This is a genomic window from Paraclostridium dentum (assembly GCF_048568265.1).
GTDB classification, from domain to species: Bacteria; Bacillota; Clostridia; order Peptostreptococcales; family Peptostreptococcaceae; genus Paraclostridium; species Paraclostridium dentum.
This window is the reverse complement of sequence record NZ_CP183813.1, coordinates 123,557-141,932: the sequence shown is the minus strand read 5'-3', so window position 1 is coordinate 141,932 and position 18,376 is coordinate 123,557. Positions and strand designations below refer to the sequence as shown.

The 18,376-nt window shown below is 30.6% G+C and carries 13 protein-coding genes; 1 reads left to right on the top strand and 12 read right to left on the bottom strand.

Annotated elements, in window-relative coordinates; all coding sequences use genetic code 11:
* Positions 1 to 91: 91 nt before the first annotated feature.
* The 7 genes from ACN6I1_RS00640 to ACN6I1_RS00610 form a co-directional block, all read right to left on the bottom strand.
* Positions 92 to 1,144, bottom strand: coding sequence for an electron transfer flavoprotein subunit alpha/FixB family protein (locus ACN6I1_RS00640; protein WP_142730847.1), 1,053 nt, complete (start codon positions 1,142 to 1,144; stop codon positions 92 to 94).
* A gap of 13 nt (positions 1,145 to 1,157) precedes the next feature.
* The gene (gene etfB, locus ACN6I1_RS00635; RefSeq protein ID WP_021430126.1) at positions 1,158 to 1,943 is read right to left on the bottom strand and encodes an electron transfer flavoprotein subunit beta; all 786 of its coding nucleotides are present in this window, start codon (positions 1,941 to 1,943) and stop codon (positions 1,158 to 1,160) included.
* A gap of 48 nt (positions 1,944 to 1,991) precedes the next feature.
* The gene (gene acdB, locus ACN6I1_RS00630) at positions 1,992 to 3,125 is read right to left on the bottom strand and encodes a putative isocaproyl-CoA dehydrogenase AcdB (protein WP_021430248.1); all 1,134 of its coding nucleotides are present in this window, start codon (positions 3,123 to 3,125) and stop codon (positions 1,992 to 1,994) included.
* A 131-nt stretch (positions 3,126 to 3,256) separates the two neighbouring features.
* Entirely contained in the window at positions 3,257 to 4,384 is a 1,128-nt protein-coding gene (locus tag ACN6I1_RS00625; RefSeq protein ID WP_021434149.1) for a 2-hydroxyacyl-CoA dehydratase subunit D, read from the bottom strand.
* Positions 4,384 to 5,610 (bottom strand): (R)-2-hydroxyisocaproyl-CoA dehydratase subunit HadB, encoded by a 1,227-nt coding sequence (hadB, locus tag ACN6I1_RS00620; protein ID WP_419742386.1) that lies wholly within the window; start codon positions 5,608 to 5,610, stop codon positions 4,384 to 4,386. Before hadB ends, ACN6I1_RS00625 begins: the two co-directional genes overlap by 1 nt.
* Positions 5,611 to 5,628: 18 nt before the next feature.
* Positions 5,629 to 6,405 carry an acyl-CoA dehydratase activase gene (locus ACN6I1_RS00615; RefSeq protein ID WP_021430301.1) on the bottom strand — a complete coding sequence of 259 codons (777 nt, stop codon included), beginning with the start codon at positions 6,403 to 6,405 and terminating at the stop codon, positions 5,629 to 5,631.
* 21 nt (positions 6,406 to 6,426) lie between these two features.
* The gene (locus ACN6I1_RS00610; protein WP_419742385.1) at positions 6,427 to 7,659 is read right to left on the bottom strand and encodes a CaiB/BaiF CoA transferase family protein; all 1,233 of its coding nucleotides are present in this window, start codon (positions 7,657 to 7,659) and stop codon (positions 6,427 to 6,429) included.
* 571 nt (positions 7,660 to 8,230) lie between these two features.
* On the opposite strand from ACN6I1_RS00610, the gene ACN6I1_RS00605 reads away from it, so the two are divergent.
* The gene (locus ACN6I1_RS00605) at positions 8,231 to 9,247 is read left to right on the top strand and encodes a D-2-hydroxyacid dehydrogenase (RefSeq protein WP_419742384.1); all 1,017 of its coding nucleotides are present in this window, start codon (positions 8,231 to 8,233) and stop codon (positions 9,245 to 9,247) included.
* Positions 9,248 to 9,359: 112 nt separating this feature from the next.
* Here the strand turns inward: ACN6I1_RS00605 and rlmD are convergent, their stop codons facing one another.
* The 5 genes from rlmD to whiA all read right to left on the bottom strand — a co-directional run bounded on the left by rlmD (position 9,360) and on the right by whiA (position 18,366).
* Positions 9,360 to 10,718 (bottom strand): 23S rRNA (uracil(1939)-C(5))-methyltransferase RlmD, encoded by a 1,359-nt coding sequence (gene rlmD, locus ACN6I1_RS00600; RefSeq protein WP_419742383.1) that lies wholly within the window; start codon positions 10,716 to 10,718, stop codon positions 9,360 to 9,362.
* A gap of 113 nt (positions 10,719 to 10,831) precedes the next feature.
* Entirely contained in the window at positions 10,832 to 12,592 is a 1,761-nt protein-coding gene (pyk, locus tag ACN6I1_RS00595; RefSeq protein ID WP_148551600.1) for a pyruvate kinase, read from the bottom strand.
* Positions 12,593 to 12,608: 16 nt separating this feature from the next.
* The gene (gene pfkA / locus ACN6I1_RS00590) at positions 12,609 to 13,568 is read right to left on the bottom strand and encodes a 6-phosphofructokinase (protein ID WP_021434155.1); all 960 of its coding nucleotides are present in this window, start codon (positions 13,566 to 13,568) and stop codon (positions 12,609 to 12,611) included.
* Between the two features lie 177 nt (positions 13,569 to 13,745).
* Positions 13,746 to 17,231 (bottom strand): DNA polymerase III subunit alpha, encoded by a 3,486-nt coding sequence (locus ACN6I1_RS00585; RefSeq protein WP_419742382.1) that lies wholly within the window; start codon positions 17,229 to 17,231, stop codon positions 13,746 to 13,748.
* A 184-nt stretch (positions 17,232 to 17,415) separates the two neighbouring features.
* Positions 17,416 to 18,366 (bottom strand): DNA-binding protein WhiA, encoded by a 951-nt coding sequence (gene whiA / locus ACN6I1_RS00580; protein WP_220796062.1) that lies wholly within the window; start codon positions 18,364 to 18,366, stop codon positions 17,416 to 17,418.
* Positions 18,367 to 18,376 lie beyond the last annotated feature (10 nt).

Below are 18,376 nucleotides of genomic sequence, written 5' to 3'. Positions count from 1 at the left end.
TATAATATTAAATCACATTATACACAAGGATTATTTTGGTTAGGTTTACTATAATATATAAGTTTTTACGACTAGATTAATTTTATAAAATCTACGCATTAACTAGTTCGATTAAATCATCTACACTATCAAGTTTTTCTGTAAGTAATGGAACTATCTCTTTAACATCTCCTACTATACCATAATCTGCTATATCAAGTATTGGAGCTGTTTCATTTTTATTTATAGCTATAATAAAATCAGAGTTTTGCATACCTGCTAAATGTTGTATAGCTCCAGATATCCCACAAGCTATATAAAGGTTAGGTTTAACAGTAGTTCCTGTTTGACCAACTTGATGAGAGTGGTCTATCCATCCAGCGTCAACAGCTGCACGTGATGCTCCTACTACTCCACCTAATTTATCAGCTAATTGTTTTAACATTTCAAATCCTTCAGGACTTCCCATTCCAAGTCCTCCAGATACTATTATATTTGCATCTGTTAAAGATACTAAATCTTTTTTAGTCTTAACAGTTTTTATAACTTCTACTCTTATATCATCTTTGCTTAAGTTAAATGATATAGGAACTATTTTTCCATCTCTAGAATCATTTTTCTCTGCTTTTTCCATAACTCCAGGTCTAACTGTAGACATTTGAGGTCTAGTGTTAGGGCATATAATTGTAGCCATTATATTACCACCAAACGCTGGACGAGTTTGTTTTAACTTTTTATCATCTGGATCTATTTCAAGTTTTGTACAATCTGCAGTAAGACCAGTACTTACTCTTGAAGCTATTCTTGGAGCTAAGTCTCTTCCTATATGTGTAGCTCCATAAAGTACTATTTCTGGTTTAAATTCATTTATTGCATCAGTTATAACTTTTGTGTAAGCATCAGTTGTGAATTTTTCTAACAATTCATCATCTGCAGTATAAACTGTATCTGCTCCATAAGCAACTAATTCTTTAGCCATAGAATCTACATTTTTACCTAATAATATTGCACAAAGGTTAACACCTATTTCATCAGCTAATTTTCTACCTTCTCCAAGTAATTCTATTACAACTGGTGTTATTTCACCATCTCTTTGCTCTGCAAACACCCAAACATTTTTATATGAGCTAAAATCTTTTATATTTTCATTTATATTTGTATTCATCTTAACCTCCAACTTATATAATGTGCTTTTGTTTTAGTCCTACTAGTACCGTATTCACAATATCTTCTGGATTACCTTTAAGTATTTCCCCTTTACCTCTTGGATCTGGTGTAAATGATTTAAATACTTTTGTTGGTGATGCTTTAAGTCCTACTTCTTCTCTATTTACATCTAAATCGTCTATAGTCCAAACTTTTACTTCTGTTTTAAATGCTTTTACTATTTTATCAACAGACATATGTCTTGGTTCATTAAGTTCTTTAACAGCTGTTAAAAGAACAGGTTTTTTTACTTTAATTACTTCGTATCCATCCTCTAATTGTCTTTGTACAGTTACTGTATCTCCATCTATAGAGAAATCTTGCACATATGTAACTTGTGGTATATCAAGTTTTTCAGCAATTTGTGGTCCAACTTGAGCTGTATCCCCATCTATAGCCTGTCTTCCAGCAAATACTATATCATAATCGCCTACCTTTTTGATTCCTGCTGCTATTGTATTTGAAGTTGCCCAAGTATCAGCTCCTCCAAACGCTCTATCACTAAGAAGGATTGCTTCATCAGCACCCATAGCTAAACACTCTCTAAGCATAAAGTCTGCTTGAGGAGGTCCCATAGTTATTACTGTTACTTTTGATCCTTCATGTTCATCTTTTAATCTTAATGCCTGCTCTAATGCATTTGCATCATCAGGATTTAATATACTTGGAACACCATCTCTTATAAGAGTTCCTGTCTCTTTATTTATTCTAACTTCATTAGTATCTGGAACTTGTTTAACGCAAACTAATATTTTCAAAGTCTTTACCTCCATTTAACTAGTATAAAATATTTTTAAAGGTTTAATTTATTTTAAAATGCTTGAAGATATTACCATTTTTTGAACTTCTGATGTACCTTCATATATAGACATTATTCTAGCATCTCTATATATTCTTTCGATTGGATAGTCTTTTATAAATCCATATCCACCATGTAATTGTAATGCTTTATAAGCAACTTCATTTGCTATTTCAGCTGCATAATATTTAGCCATAGCAGATTCTTTAGTCATATTTACTCCTGCATCTTTCTTTTCAGCTGCATCGTAAACTAACCATCTAGCTGCATTTACTTTTGTTTCCATATCAGCTAAAGTAAATTGAGTATTTTGGAATTTAGAAAGTGTTTTCCCAAACTGTACTCTTTCTTTTGTATATTTTATAGCTTCATCAAGTGCACCTTGTGCAATACCTAATGCTTGAGCTGCAACACCTATTCTACCAGCATCAAGAGTATTCATAGCTATTTTAAATCCTATACCTTCTTTTCCTAATAAGTTTTCTTTTGGCACTTTTACATTTTCAAATATTAGGTCTGAAGTTTGAGTTCCTCTTATACCCATTTTATCTTCATGAGCTCCGTGAGAGAATCCTTCCCATTTACTTTCTACTATAAATGCAGATGTTCCTTTTAGACCTTTTGATCTATCTGTAACTGCAATTACTATAGCAACATCACATATAGGAGCATTAGTTATAAATGTTTTTCTTCCATTTAATATATAATAATCTCCATCAAGTTCTGCTGTTGTTTGTTGTGCTGAAGCATCAGATCCTGCTCCTGGTTCTGTAAGACCAAACGCTCCTATCATTTCACCTGATGCGATACCTCTTAAATATTTTTGTTTTTGTTCTTCAGTTCCATAGTTAAGTATCGGTAATGATACTAGAGATGATGCTGCAGTTGCATAAGTTCCAGTTGATGCACATCTTCTACTAAGTTCTTCCATTATTATTGCATATGATACGTAATCTGAACCTGCTCCCCCATATTCTTCAGGTACAGTAACGCTTGTATATTTTGTTTTAGCCATTTTGTCTAACAATTCTCTTGGCATTTCCCCAGTTTTATCAATTTCTTCTGGTAAAGTTGCCAATTCTCTACTTACGAAGTCTCTTACTGCTTTTCTTAAAAGTTCTTTCTCTTTATTAAATAACATATTCTCCTCCATTTTATATTCTAAAATTTTTGATATGAGATATTATTAAAAACGAAATCCTTATAAATAATTTCTAGAATCAATATTTAGTTTATTAAATATAAAGATTTCGCTTGTTACAAATATAAATTTTAGGCGAAGCTAAGCATCTCAGAGAAGGCTTGCACACGAGTTCTTACTTGCTCATTGTTTGATGTTTGTTGATCTACTTCTATATATAAAGTAGGAATATCGCTTGATTCTATATCCTTTTTAACTACTGGATAATCATATTCCTCTGGATCACAGAATTTCATCATACAGAATACTACCCCATCTGCTCCTTTAGCTTTTACTTCATCAGCTATCATAGAACCACGTTTTTTATCTGGATCATAAGCTAATGAACATCCTTCTACATTTGACCATTGTCTTGCTAATCTTTCTAAAGCATCTTTTCCATCTGGAACTAAAGTTCTAAATTGTCTAGATTCTTGAGCTAAATCATCTGCAACAACTGTTATATTATTTTCTTCTAATATCTCTAAGATATCTTTTGAGTCCAGTGATATACCAGTAAGTACAACTTTGCTTCCTGTACATTCTTCAACTTGCATTTTATTTAGTTTAGATATAAGGTTTTTAACTAAATCAGTATGTTCCTCTTTTCTCATAAAGAATCCACTTTTTATAACTAAGTTTCTAACTGAAGGTTTTATTGTTTTTGAATACTTAGGAGCTAACGCTACAAACTCTTGCATTACTCTTCTATGTTCATTGTAAACTTCTATACTTTCATGTAATTTTTCTTCTGTTATTTCATGACCACATATTTTTTCTAATTCTTTTTTTACATGTTTAAATTCATTAACTAAGTATGTTACCCCTGAGTCTAGTTTTCTATTTTGTGGATAAACTAAAGCTATATAAGGTACTTGTGGAACTGCTACCTTCCAGTTTTGACCTAAACATATTAATGTATCACACATTCCAGGTATTATAACAGCTGAAAGTTCATTGTAAGCTCCTTTAAGTCCATATTCTAGAGATGATTGCATTATTGAACATGCAAATGCTGGAAAATACTGTTTTGCTAGATCTAATTCAGTATGTCCACCCCATATACCTACAGGAAACATTCCTGCTGCATGGATTATTTCTTCTGGACAGTAAACTGGGAAACATCCTATAGCTTTATTTCCAGTATCTTTTTTAAATTTTTTGATAACCTCATTTGGATTATCAATTACCTCTTGCATTCTTGCTAACATAGCTTCCATTATATTTCACCTCTGTTAAGATTTTTTCTCTCATCCATAACTTCAACTAGACCTTGTATTCTAGTTTCAAATTGAGCCTTAGTAAATCCTCTAGGATCTGCTTGGTCTCCATCAAAACCAGCTGATGGTATTCCTGTAATTTCTTCAGTTTTTCTTTGCATTTCATACTGAATTAAACTCATAAGCTTACAGCTTCTATTCATATGATAGAAAGCTCCATCACATTTACCATCTCTTAATGAGTTAACTCTAAACTCTGTCATTTGATCTAAGTTAACATTATTGAACATTCCACTGTAAGCTCTTGCCATTCCACCTAAATCATTAACTTCATATTGAAGAGCCCATGCATGTGGGTAAACACTACCTGTCATATTAACTCCATATTTAGCTAGTGTTTTCATTTTATATCCTATATAAGGCCAACAAGGAATTCCTTCCATCATTATTCTATATTTTTCTTCTCCTCTAAATGTAGAGACTTTATTTCTTTTATTTTCTTCTAATTCATCTATTAAAAGTTTAAATGCTTCTGTAGTTTCCTTTTTACCTCTTGCACAAACTATTACTGCCATGTAAGTGAATAAATCAAATCCATTCATTGGAGATGGATTTGAACCTTCAGGTAAACTCATTGAGTATTTCCAAAGTCTACCGTTCTCAGCAGATGTCTTCATTACATCTTCAAACTTTTTAGGATCAAATTTTTTGCCTGATATTTTTTCAAGTTGTTTTATAGCTTCTTGGAATTGAGCTTTTATATATTCAACCCTTTCATCTGTAACATGATCTTCATCATTGAAAGGTAAATCTATCATTATCATAGGTATATTTAACTCTTTTGATATATTTTCATACCATTTTATTACTTGGTTACATATATTGTTGCAACATAGTAAAAAGTCTGGCTTTGGCATATCTAAAGTATCACTTTTTCCTTTTTCTAAAAACCCAAAATTTGTTCTAGCATAAGCACATAAATCTATAGAATACCCTTGAGCTTCTGATCTTTCGCATAAATCTAATGATTCTTTTTTTGCAGCTACTCCTGCTGCTTGATTTTCTGGATAACATAAATTTAAATCAAATACCTCTGCTAATTCTTGAGGAAATACTGAAGTTGACCAACCAACAGGTCTACCTTCTTCTTTAGCTTTAAAAGCATTTGCATACTGTTGAGCTAAGAGCTCATTTATTACTGTTTTAGCATCTTTTTTTTCAGACATTTTCATCCCTCTTTACTATTATTTTTTTGTTTCATTGTAGGCATATATAGCTGCTCCTAAGGCACCTGTAAGTTGAGGTATCTCAGGAACTATTATATTAGTCCCTAACTCTCTTTCCATAGCTTTAACGACGCCTGAATTTTTAGCAACTCCTCCAACCATAACTACATCCTCTTTAACTCCAAGTCGCTTTACCAAACTGGCAACCCTTTTAGCAACTGAAGTATGTATTCCTGCAACTATATCCTCTATAGCTATATCATTTGATAAATGTGATATAACTTCTGATTCTGCAAAAACTGTGCATGTATTACTTATGGATACTTCATTTTGAGATCTCATTGATATATCTCCAAGATCAGATACATCCACTTCAACGATTTTTGCCATAACATCTAAAAATCTACCAGTACCTGCTGCACATTTATCGTTCATTAGGAAGTTTAACATAACTCCGTTATTATCTAACTTAAGTGCTTTAGCATCTTGCCCGCCGATATCTATTACTGTTCTAGCTGTAGGTACTAAAAATTTTACACCCTTAGTATGACAACTTAATTCACTTATTTGTTTATGAGTTTCAGCGTATTTCATACGCCCATAACCAGTTACTACAGTATTTTGAATATCAGAACCTTTTATATTAAGCTTTTTATACAAATCTTCAAGAACTCTAGCAGGCCCGCTAGTTCCAGTTCCTGAAGATATTGTAGAGTAAGCTACTATTTCTTTTCCATCTTTTAAAATAAGTCCTTTAGATGCAGTTGACCCTATATCTAATCCCATTGTGTACATTTTGAGCGCCCCTTTTTATCTCTAAACTAGCTCTTTTGAATCATCTAACTTAACAGCTTGAGAGTTAACCATATTTAATATTTCTTCTTCTGTATAACCTAACTCTTTAAGAACTTCTTCTGTATGTTCTCCTACTCTTGGAGCTGGTGTATATTCTTTTATTCCCATAGTTTTAAACTTAACTGGTCCGTTTACTAGCACACCTTCATTTCCATTTGCATATTTAGTTTTGAACAGAAAATCGTTTGCCCAAGCTTGCTCATCTTCAAGTATATCTTCACAACTTTGAACTTTTTCAAATGGAAGGTCTGCTTCTTCTAATAATGTTGACCATTCATCTAATGTTTTCTCAAGCATTGCTGATCCAACTATTTCAACCATTTCATCAACGTGTAATGGCATTACTTTTATATCATTGAATCTTTCATCTTCCATTATTTCTGGTCTATTTATAACGTTACAGAATTTTGGAAGCCATTTATTATATTGAATTAATGCAAGTTGTATCCATTTACCATCTTTACATTTATAAGTAGTCATAAGTGGACTATTTGGATTAGCTCTTGATATAGGCATTTTATTTCCATATTGAGCTGTAGTAATCATCATTCCCATTCCATAAAGTGCTGTATGGTATAAACTTACTGTTACTCTATCCCCTTCACCTGTCATTTGTTTTTTGTAAAGAGCTGCTAAGATACCTGCTGTTAATGAAACTCCTGCATAGTGATCTCCAAATGCTGCTGCTGTATTACAAGGAGAAGTTCCTTTTTCCATAAGAGATTGACTAACTCCACCTCTTGCAAAATATGCTGTATAGTCAAATCCTGGTTTATCTTTTAATGGTCCATTTTCTCCATATCCAAGTATATGAGCATGTATAAGAGCAGGGAATTCATCTTTTAATTGATCATAAGTAAGACCTATTTTTGAAAGAGCTTGTTCTCTAACATTAGTTATAAATATATCAGCTTTAGCTAAAAGCTTATGAATTATTTCTACTCCTTCTTTTGTTTTTACATTTACACTTATACCTTTTTTATTTCCATTCTCTAATTCAAACATTGGATTTTCTTCATCTGTACATGGAGATTTGAAAGTTCCACCCATAACTCTTATTCCATCTCCACCAAGTGGCTCTATCTTAATTACTTCTGCGCCCCAATCTCCAAGTAATTTGGCGCAGCAAGGAGCTGCTACGAAACTTGATAATTCAACAACCCTAACACCTTTTAGTAATGCTTTATTATCCATAACTCAACCTCCTATAATTATAAACATCATATAATATTTAATTTAATAATTAATAATTCTAATAATAAGTTTTAAAAACTTTTGAGATACATTTTATTTTGATACTTATATTGTTAAGCATTTATCGTGCCAAAAGTTATTTTTTTAATGAAATAGTTAATTTTTACACATTCTCTTATGTTTTATATTTTTGTAATTCCATTAATTAATTTAATTTTCATTGCAAAATACATCTATCCTGTTGCAAAATGCAAGACTTTTCGTTTTTGTTATTTTTCAAATATATATTTCATTTAAATTTGATTGAAAATTTATCCATTTAGATTGTTGTAAAATTAACTAAGTGTATGTTATGATTTAATCATAATAGCATATTGTTAGTTAATTATTTAATTTCTATATGCTATTTATAGTTATGTGCTTTTTTATATTTTGACTATAATTTGTCATTATATAAATAATTATTATAATAGATGAGCTACTCATATAAATATATTGTTATAGTGTTTTATTTATATTACTTTTTTAATTGTATAATAGCTTGTCTATTAAAAAATAAGGGGGCTTTAATATGAAAATATTAATGTTTAGTACACGTGAACATGAATTACCTGCAATAGCAAAATGGATTGAGGAGAATGGGAACAATGTTCAAGTCGATACAATTGAAGAAGGCTTATCATCAGTGACTGTTGACAAAGCTAAAGGGTACGACGGAATTTCTATTCAACAAACTAATCCAATTGATGACGCTATAATTTATGAGAAATTAAAAGAATTTGGAATAAAACAAATAGCTTCTAGAGCAGCTGGTTTTGATATGATTGATTTAGACCAAGCTACTAAAAATGATTTAGTTATAACTAATGTACCTGCTTATTCACCAAACTCAGTAGCAGAACTTGCGGTAACTCAGACAATGAATCTCCTGAGAAACATGCACCTTATTAATAGAAATGTTAATACTGGGGACTTTAGATGGTCAGCTAATTTAATTGCAAGAGAAATTAGATCTACTACAGTAGGTATAGTAGGTACAGGTAAGATAGGTTCAACTGCTGCACAGTTATTCAAAGGACTAGGTGCAAATGTTATAGCCTATGATGCTTATCCTAACGAAGATCTAAAAGAAATTTTAACTTACAAAGATTCTTTAGATGATCTTATGAAAGAAGCTGACGTTGTGTCTTTACACACACCTCTTACTGAAAGTACAAAACACATGATAAATAAAGATAACCTGAAATTAATGAAAAAAGATGCTTTTTTAGTTAATACAGGCAGAGGTGGAGTTGTTTGTACAGACGATTTAATTGAAGCTTTAGAAAATAAAGATCTATGTGCTGCTGCTTTAGACACATTTGAAACTGAAGGTACTTTTTTAAACAAAGTAATACCTCATCATGACCTTACTGATCCTCAAGTAAAGAAATTATTAACTATGGAAAATGTCCTATTTACTCATCATATAGGTTATTTTACTACTACTGCAGTTGATAATTTAGTAAGTACTGCATTAAATTGTGTAAAAGAAGTGTTAGCTACTGGTGATAGCGTTAATAATGTGTTAAAACTTGTAAATGCTTAATCGCTTTTAGCTATATTTAAATAAATTTATAAACTTAAAAGGCTATCTTAAATCACATAAAGTGACTTAAGATAGCCTTTTATTATATTTATATATATATTAATTTAATTTACTAATCACGGCATAATAATGCTACAGATTCAACGTGCATAGTATGTGGGAACATGTCTACTGGTTGAATTTCTTTACATTTATATCCTCTTTCATCTAAATAAGCTAAATCCCTAGCTAAAGTTGATGGATTACACGATACATATACAACTTTATCAGGTTCCATAGATACTATAGTATCTAATACTGATTCTTCACATCCCTTTCTAGGTGGGTCTACAACTACTACATTAGCTGTTTTGCCTTCTTTGTATAACTTAGGAACTACTTCCTCTGCTTTACCTACAAAGAATTCTGTGTTTTCTAGCTTATTTAATTTTGCATTTATTTTAGCATCTTTTATAGCATCTCCAACAATTTCAACACCATAAACCTTTTTTGCTTTTTGAGCTAAAAATAGAGATATTGTTCCTATTCCGCAGTAAATATCAAATACTGTGTCATTTTCTTTTAAATCAGCATATTCTAATGCTTTATTATATAAAACTTCCGTCTGTGATGGATTAACTTGGAAAAACGATAATGGAGATATTTCAAAAACTAAATCTCCTATATAGTCATTTATCTTCCCATCACCATATATAACTTTGTTTTCTTTTCCTAAAATCACATTAGTTTTTTCTCTATTTGTATTTAAAACAAGAGTCTTAAACCCTGGCACATTTTCCTTTAGTACTGAGGCTAATTCATTTAAATATGGAAGTTTCTTTCCGTTCGCTACTAAAACAACCATTACCTCTTTAGTTTCAAATCCAACTTTAGTTACTAAATGTCTTAATACTCCTGTATGAGTCTTTTCATCGTATATACTAACATTATAAGCTTTTATATAAGTTTTTATTATTTTAATTATTTTATCATTTACATCATGTTGAATTATACACTTATCTGTAGGAATCACATCATGACTCTTCTTTTTATAAAAACCTATAACTGTTTTTCCATCTATTTTTTGTATTGGAAATTGAGCTTTGTTTCTATATCTAAATGGATTCTCCATTCCTAATGTTGGGTGAACTAGTGTATCATTTAATTTACCGATTCTACTAATAGTTTGCTTTACTTCATTAGTCTTTATGTCTAATTGCTTTTGATAGTCTAACTCTTGTATTTGACAACCTCCACAATCAGATAGTTTATCTGAGCATACTCTTTCAACTCTAAATGGAGATTTTTCTACTATTTCTACTATTTCTCCAACTGCATAGTTTTTTTTAGATTTAGTTATTTTTACTTTTAGCTTATCGCTTATCAAACCACCATCTACAAAAACTGTAAACCCGTCATGCTTACCAATTCCAACCCCACCTTGACCTATATCAACAACGTCAACTTCATACTCTCTGTCTTTTAATAGCATAGACTTTTCCTCCGAACATAATAATTAAACTACAAAAACTTATTTTACCAAAAAAATAGGAGCTTATAAAGCCCCTATATTAAATATAGCACAATTTTTTTAAATTTATAGTTTTATAATACTCTACTTGCTCCTCTGTATATAACGCCTCTAGCTGTGTCAACTGTGATTACTTCACCATCATTTACTAAATCCATTATATTTTTAGCTGAAACTACTACTGCTTTATCTAAGTTTATACCTACTATAGCAGCATGAGATGTCATTCCACCATCTTCAGTTATTATAGCTCCACATTTTTCTATATATGGATTCATATGCGCATCTGTCATATGAGTTACTATTATATCGCCTTCTTCGAAGTCTAAAACTTCATTTTTATTATCAAATATTCTTACTCTACCTTCTACAGTTTTAGTTCCTACACCTATACCATTAGTTATTTCTTCACTTACTACATGAACTTTTATTAAGTTAGTAGTTCCGCTAACTCCAACTGGAACTCCTGCAGTTATAACAACTAATTCTCCATTTTGTAAGTAAGAAGCTTCTTTAGCTGCATTTATAGAGTTTTCTATAACTTCATCTGTATTTGTAGCTTCGCTTGCCATTATAGGATATACACCCCAAGTTAAAGCTAATCTTCTCATAACTTTTTCATCATTTGTAGCAGCTATTATAGGACATTCCGGTCTGAACTTAGATACCATTCTAGCTGTGTGTCCTGAAGACGTTGAAGTTATTATAGCTGAAGCATTTAAATCTACTGAAGTTGTACATGTTGCATGACTTATAGCATCTGTAACATTTACTCCGTTAAGTTTCTTATTTTTTAATAATTCATTGTAATTTAAAGTTTCTTCTGTTCTCTTAGCTATAGTAGCCATTGTTTTTACAGCTTCTACAGGGTATTTACCAGCTGCAGTTTCTCCTGATAACATTATTGCATCTGTTCCATCATATATAGCGTTCGCAACGTCTGTTACTTCTGCTCTTGTAGGTCTAGGATTTCTTATCATAGAATCTAACATTTGTGTTGCAGTTATTACTGGTTTACCTAATTCATTACATTTTCTTATCATCATTTTTTGAGCTATAGGTATTTCTTCTGTAGGTATTTCAACACCTAAGTCTCCTCTAGCAACCATTATACCATCAGAAACTTTTAATATTTCCTCTATATTATCTACACCTTCTTGGTTTTCTATTTTAGATATTATTTGTATCTCTGTAGCATTATTATTTTCTAATACTTCTCTTATAGCTAAAACATCTGATGCCTTTCTTACGAAAGATGCAGCTATGTAATCTATACCTTGTTGTATACCAAATTCTATATCACTTATATCTTTGTCTGTTATAGCAGGTAAATTTATTTTTACTCTTGGTACGTTAACACCTTTATGATTTTTAACTATTCCTGAGTTTTCAACTACACAGTGTATTTCTTCCCCTTTTACTTCCTCTACTCTAAGACCAACTAGTCCGTCATCTATAAGTATAGTGTCCCCAGTAGTAACATCTTCTGCAAGACCTTTATAACTTACTGTACACATTTCCTTAGTACCAACAACGTCTTTCATTGTTATTGTGAACTTTTGTCCTTCTTCTAATAAAACCTCTGGATCTTGGAAGTTTCCTGTTCTTATTTCTGGACCTTTAGTATCTAATAATATAGCTACTGGTTTATTTAATTTTTCTCTAACCTTTTTAGCCATATCAAATCTTTCTTTGTGCTCTTCATGAGAACCATGAGAGAAGTTGAATCTGCATACGTTTAATCCATTTTCTACAAGTTGAGTTAAAGTTTCCTCGCTTTGTGATGCTGGTCCTAATGTACAAACTATTTTAGTCTTTTTTATCCCTTTTAACATGTTAGATCCTCCTAATTTATATAGATAATATTTTTACCAATTCATAAGTTTCATCATCAAATTTTCTTTTCATAGCTAAAGCTTCATATATATCTAAATCTATAATCTTATTATCTTTTATACCAACTACTCTAGCTGATTTACCATCTAATAATAATTCTACAGCACGTACACCCATTCTACTTGCAAGTATTCTATCGAATGCACTCGGACTTCCACCTCTTTGAACATGTCCTAATACTGTTATTCTTAAATCAGCTCCTGTTCTAGAAACTATTTCTTTTCCTAGCTCACTTGCATTTCCAACCCCTTCAGCTAAAACAATTATACTATGTCTCTTGCCTCTTTTTTGAGTAGTTTTTAATCTTTTACAAACATCATCAATTTTGAAATCTATTTCCGGAACTATAACTGTTTCTGCTCCACCAGCAAGACCTGCATATAAAGCTAAATCTCCACAGTGTCTTCCCATAACCTCGACAATGTTAACCCTTTCATGAGATGAAGATGTATCTCTTATTTTTCCTATTGCATCTATTATAGTATTCATTGTTGTATCAAAACCTATAGTATAATCTGTATATGGTAAATCGTTATCTATAGTTCCTGGTATTCCTATTGCTGGGAATCCTAAATCACTTAATTTTTGAGCTCCATTAAATGATCCATCTCCACCTATAACAACAAGACAATCTACTTTATATTTTTTAAGTATCTTTACTGCTACAGCTCTTCCTTCTTCTGTTTTAAATTCTTCACATCTAGATGATTTTAATATAGTTCCACCTCTATGTATTATATCTCCAACTGAAGATAAATTCATTTCTTGTATGTCTTCTTCTATTAATCCTTTGTACCCTCTATTTATTCCATAAACCTTACACCCATAGTATATAGCAGATCTAACAACAGCTCTTATAGCTGCATTCATACCTGGCGCATCTCCTCCACTAGTTAATATACCTATAGTTTTCATTAACATTACCTCCTAGTTGATTAATATATTTCATTTTTTAAGGGACATTTTGAGTCCCTATATTATATTTTCATCCCAGTGTAATTAAAAAAATTCAGATAGTAGCGAAACTATCTATTTTTTGTCTATTATATCATAATTTCGCTACTTTTTTATATAATAAAATTTTAAATACCCTTAAAATTTTACTTTTATATTTGTTTTTGGCAATATATGTTCCAATTCATTAATTAAATTTTCGTTTATATTAACCTTTATATGGTTCCATTTATATACCTGTTTTATATTTTCTGCATATATATATATATCATTTTCTCCCGGGTATTTAGTTACTACCGATATTAAATCATTTACTAACTCTTTATTTTCTATAGAATTAATTTTCAAGTATAAAGTAGGCTTATCTTTATTCCCACTATCATTCATATCTCTTATTTCTCTAGCTATAAGTTTTGCATTTTCGTCTTCTTTTATACTCAATCTTCCATCTATATAAATAATTTTATCTTCTTGGATAACTGTATTATATTTTTGAAGAACTTGAGGAAAAACTATAACTTCTATAACTCCAAATAAATCTTCTAATTCAATTATGGCCATTAAATCATTTCGTTTTGTTGTTCTTATAGTTTTATTTATTACTATACCACCCATCGTTACTTCTCTTTCATTTAAATTTAGATAAGTAATATAGTCGTCTTTTATTTCATTTAGTTCAGCATTATTTATTGTAGTATTTCTTTTTATTTCATCTTTATATTGAGATAATGGATGCCCACTTACATACATTCCTAATACTTCTTTTTCTAAATAAAGTCTTTCTTTTTCTTCTAATTCTTTTACATGTGGTAATGTATACATACTTTGTATATCATTATTTATAGATTCATCCATCTCAAATCCATCAAATAATGAAACTTGTCCTGCTAAATTTTTCTTTCTATCCATAGATATACTTTCAAGAAGTTTTTCATATCCAAGAAGTAAGCTAGCTCTATTGTCTCCCATTTCATCAAAAGCTCCACATTTTATAAGACTTTCAATTATACGTTTATTTAGATCTTTTGAATCTAACCTTTTGCAAAACTCATTAAAATCTTTAAATTCTCCGCCACTTTCTCTTTCTTTTATTATATTGTTTAATACATTTACACCTACATTTTTTACTGCTGCAAGCCCAAATCTTATACTTTTGTCTTCAACTGAAAATTTAGTAAAACTTTTATTTATATCTGGTTTTAAAACATCTATTTTTAGGCTATTACACTCTCTTATATATTCAACAACTTTATCTGTATTACCCATGACACTAGTTATTAAGGCCGCCATAAATTCTACAGGATAATGAGCTTTTAAATATGCTGTTTCATATGCTAAAACTCCATATGCAGCGGCATGACTTTTATTGAATGCATACTTTGCAAAGTCAATCATATCATCGAAAATTTTGTTACCTATATCTTCAGGTACTCCATTTCTAACACATCCAGCTATTTCAAGTTCTCCATTTTCATCTGTCTTACCATGGATAAAATATTCTCTTTCTTTTTCCATTACATCCATTTTCTTTTTACCCATAGCTCTTCTAACCAAGTCACTACGTCCGTAACTATATCCACCTAAGTCTCTAACAACTTGCATTACCTGCTCTTGATAAACTAAACACCCATATGTAACTTCCATTATAGGTTTTAGTTTTTTATGAAGATATTCTACATTTTCAGGATTATTTTTATTATTTATATAAACTGGAATAGAATCCATAGGTCCTGGTCTGTATAAAGATATTCCGGCTACTATATCCTCAAAATTATCCGGTTTAAGCTGCTTCATAAAGCTTCTCATACCAGCACTCTCTAACTGGAATACCCCTAGAGTGTTTCCAGATGAAAGTAATTCATAAACTTTAGGATCATCATACTCCATTTTAGAGAAGTTTATTTTTAAATTGTGATTTTTTTCTATTAAATCAAGTGCATCTCTTATTACTGTTAAGGTTCTTAATCCTAAGAAGTCCATTTTTAATAGGCCTAGTTCCTCTAAAGTTGTCATTGTAAACTGAGTAGTTATAGCATCTTGATGCTTATATAAAGGGACATACTCATCTATTGGCTTTTTAGATATAACAACTCCTGCAGCATGTGTTGATGCATGTCTTAACATTCCTTCTATTTTTCTTGAAACATCTATTATCTCTTTTGTCTCTGAATCTTCTTCATATAATTTTTTAAGATTAGGATTTGTATCTAATGCTTTATCTATTGTCATTCCTAGTGCAAAAGGAATTTCTTTTGCTATATTATCAACTTTGTTATAACTAACGTCTAATACCCTTCCAACGTCTCTTATGGCAGCTTTTGCTCCCATTGTTCCAAATGTTATGATCTGAGCAACATGATCTTCACCATATTTCCTTTTTACATAATCTATAACTTCTTCTCTACGCTCATAACAAAAATCTATATCTATATCGGGCATAGATACACGTTCTGGATTTAAGAATCTCTCAAATAATAGAGAGTATTTTATAGGGTCTATATCAGTAATGTATAAAGTGTATGAAACTATAGATCCAGCAGCACTACCTCTACCTGGGCCTACCATAATACTATTTTCTCTTGCAAAATTTATAAAGTCCCAAGTTATCAAGAAGTACTCTACATAACCCATCTTCTCAATTACACCTAATTCATACTCTAATCTATCTAAAATCTCTTGTGAAGGCTTTTTATATCTCTCTTTAAGTCCCTTAAAGCATAACATCCTTAAATACTCTTGAGGTGTATATCCATCAGGAACATCGTATTGAGGTAAATGTATAGTATTGAAATCAAATTCAACATTACACATTTGTGCAATTTTAGAAGTGTTATCTAAAGCTTCTTGAACTTCAGGAAAAATTTCTTCCATTTCTTCTCTAGATTTAAGATAGAATTCATCACTCCCAAATCTCATTCTAGCTGGGTCATTTACAGTTTTACCCATTTGTATGCACATTAATATATCATGTATCTTTGAATCTTCTTTTCTTACATAATGGACGTCATTAGTTGCTACCAACCCAACTCCAATTTCTTTAGAAAGTCTTATTAACTCTCTGTTAACTTCTTTTTGTTCAGGTAAATTATGATCTTGAATTTCTAAATAATAATTTTCCTCGCCAAAAACTTCTTTATACTTCAAAGCTATATTTTTAGCTTTATCATAGTTTCTATTCATCAATGCTTGTGATACATCTCCTGCTAGACAAGCAGAAAGTGCAATGATACCTTCACTATGTTTTTTTATTTCATCTATATCAACTCTTGGTTTATAATAAAATCCTTGTACATATGCTGCTGATACTAACTTAATTAGATTTTGATATCCTGTAGTATCTTTAGCTAGAAGTATTAAATGTCCCTGAGATTTATCAAAATTAGGGTCTTTATCTTTCATTCCTCTAGGTGCTGTATAAACCTCGCATCCTATAATCGGCTTTATTCCTTCTTTTTTTGCTACTTTAAAAAAGTCTATGGCCCCAAACATACATCCATGGTCAGTTATTGCAACTGCACTCATATTTAATTCTTTAGCCCTGTTTACTAAATTTTTTATTCTTGAAAAACCATCTAGCAAACTATATTCTGTATGAACATGTAAATGTACAAAATCTTTGCTCAAAGACCTCACCTCCTGCTTATAAAAAACCTTCTATTTTAATTGTTCAATAATTGCTTTTTTGAAATACATATACGAAAATTATATTAATTCATAATTATAAAAAGAGTATAATTTCCTATGTATTATAAAAGTAATTTTACCACAATATATACCTCTTAATCAAAAAAAAGAGGCATAATGCCTCTTATTCGAATTTCAATCTTAAATTATCTGCTATTTGTTCTATTTTCCTTAACCTATGGTTAACTGCTGATTTACTTAATTGAGGACTAGCCATTTCTCCAAGTTCTTTTAATGTTAAATCTTCATACTCTATTCTTAAAACTGCTATCTCTCTTAAATTTGGTGGAATGTGATCTAATCCTACTTTTTGTTGTATATACTTTATATTTTCTATTTGCCTAACAGCTGCATTAACAGTTTTTGATAAATTAGCTGTTTCACAATTAACAATTCTATTTACGTTGTTTCGCATTTCTTTTACTATCTTTGTACTTTCAAGGCTTAATAAAGCTTGGTGAGCTCCTATTATATTTAATAAATCTGATATTTGTTCACTTTCTTTTAGATATACTACGTAATTATTTTTTCTAGACACAGTTTTTGAATTAAATCCTAACGAATTTATAAGATCCTTTAAGGACTCTGCAAATTCTTCATTATTTGTTACAAATTCTAAATGGTAATTTTTTTCTGGATCGCTAATAGAGCCTCCACCTAAAAAAGCACCTCTTATAAAAGCTCTAATACAGTCATTGTCTTTAATAAGACCCTCAGGAACTTTATTCATCGTAAAGAAATAATCTTCTTTAGATAAAATACCTAACTCTCTTAATAAATTTTCCGCACCCATTTCACTAGTAACCATAAGTACATAACTGCTATTTCGTTTTAACATTTGATTTTTGTTTACCGATATCTCTGTGTTAATTCCAAAATTAGATTTTAATAATTTAAAAATCTTTCTAGCAGTCGAGTTTAACTCAGTACTTATTTTTAAATTTAATTTTTTATACCCAGCGATTTGTATACTTCCTGCTAATCTGACTATTGCAGAAAGTTCACTTATATTACAGCATTCATTATCCGAAAAAATTCTAGCTAACTCATTTTTTGTTTCTGCTGAAAAAGACATCTTTCATCAC

Coding starts and splice junctions, on each gene's coding strand:
- pyk (WP_148551600.1), bottom strand. CDS start 12,592: ATGTTAAAAGGGATAAAAAAGACTAAAATAGTTTGTACATTAGGACCA.
- ACN6I1_RS00605 (WP_419742384.1), top strand. CDS start 8,231: ATGAAAATATTAATGTTTAGTACACGTGAACATGAATTACCTGCAATA.
- ACN6I1_RS00625 (WP_021434149.1), bottom strand. CDS start 4,384: ATGGAAGCTATGTTAGCAAGAATGCAAGAGGTAATTGATAATCCAAAT.
- ACN6I1_RS00640 (WP_142730847.1), bottom strand. CDS start 1,144: ATGAATACAAATATAAATGAAAATATAAAAGATTTTAGCTCATATAAA.
- acdB (WP_021430248.1), bottom strand. CDS start 3,125: ATGTTATTTAATAAAGAGAAAGAACTTTTAAGAAAAGCAGTAAGAGAC.
- whiA (WP_220796062.1), bottom strand. CDS start 18,366: ATGTCTTTTTCAGCAGAAACAAAAAATGAGTTAGCTAGAATTTTTTCG.
- pfkA (WP_021434155.1), bottom strand. CDS start 13,568: ATGAAAACTATAGGTATATTAACTAGTGGAGGAGATGCGCCAGGTATG.
- ACN6I1_RS00615 (WP_021430301.1), bottom strand. CDS start 6,405: ATGTACACAATGGGATTAGATATAGGGTCAACTGCATCTAAAGGACTT.
- hadB (WP_419742386.1), bottom strand. CDS start 5,610: ATGTCTGAAAAAAAAGATGCTAAAACAGTAATAAATGAGCTCTTAGCT.
- rlmD (WP_419742383.1), bottom strand. CDS start 10,718: ATGCTATTAAAAGACAGAGAGTATGAAGTTGACGTTGTTGATATAGGT.
- ACN6I1_RS00610 (WP_419742385.1), bottom strand. CDS start 7,659: ATGGATAATAAAGCATTACTAAAAGGTGTTAGGGTTGTTGAATTATCA.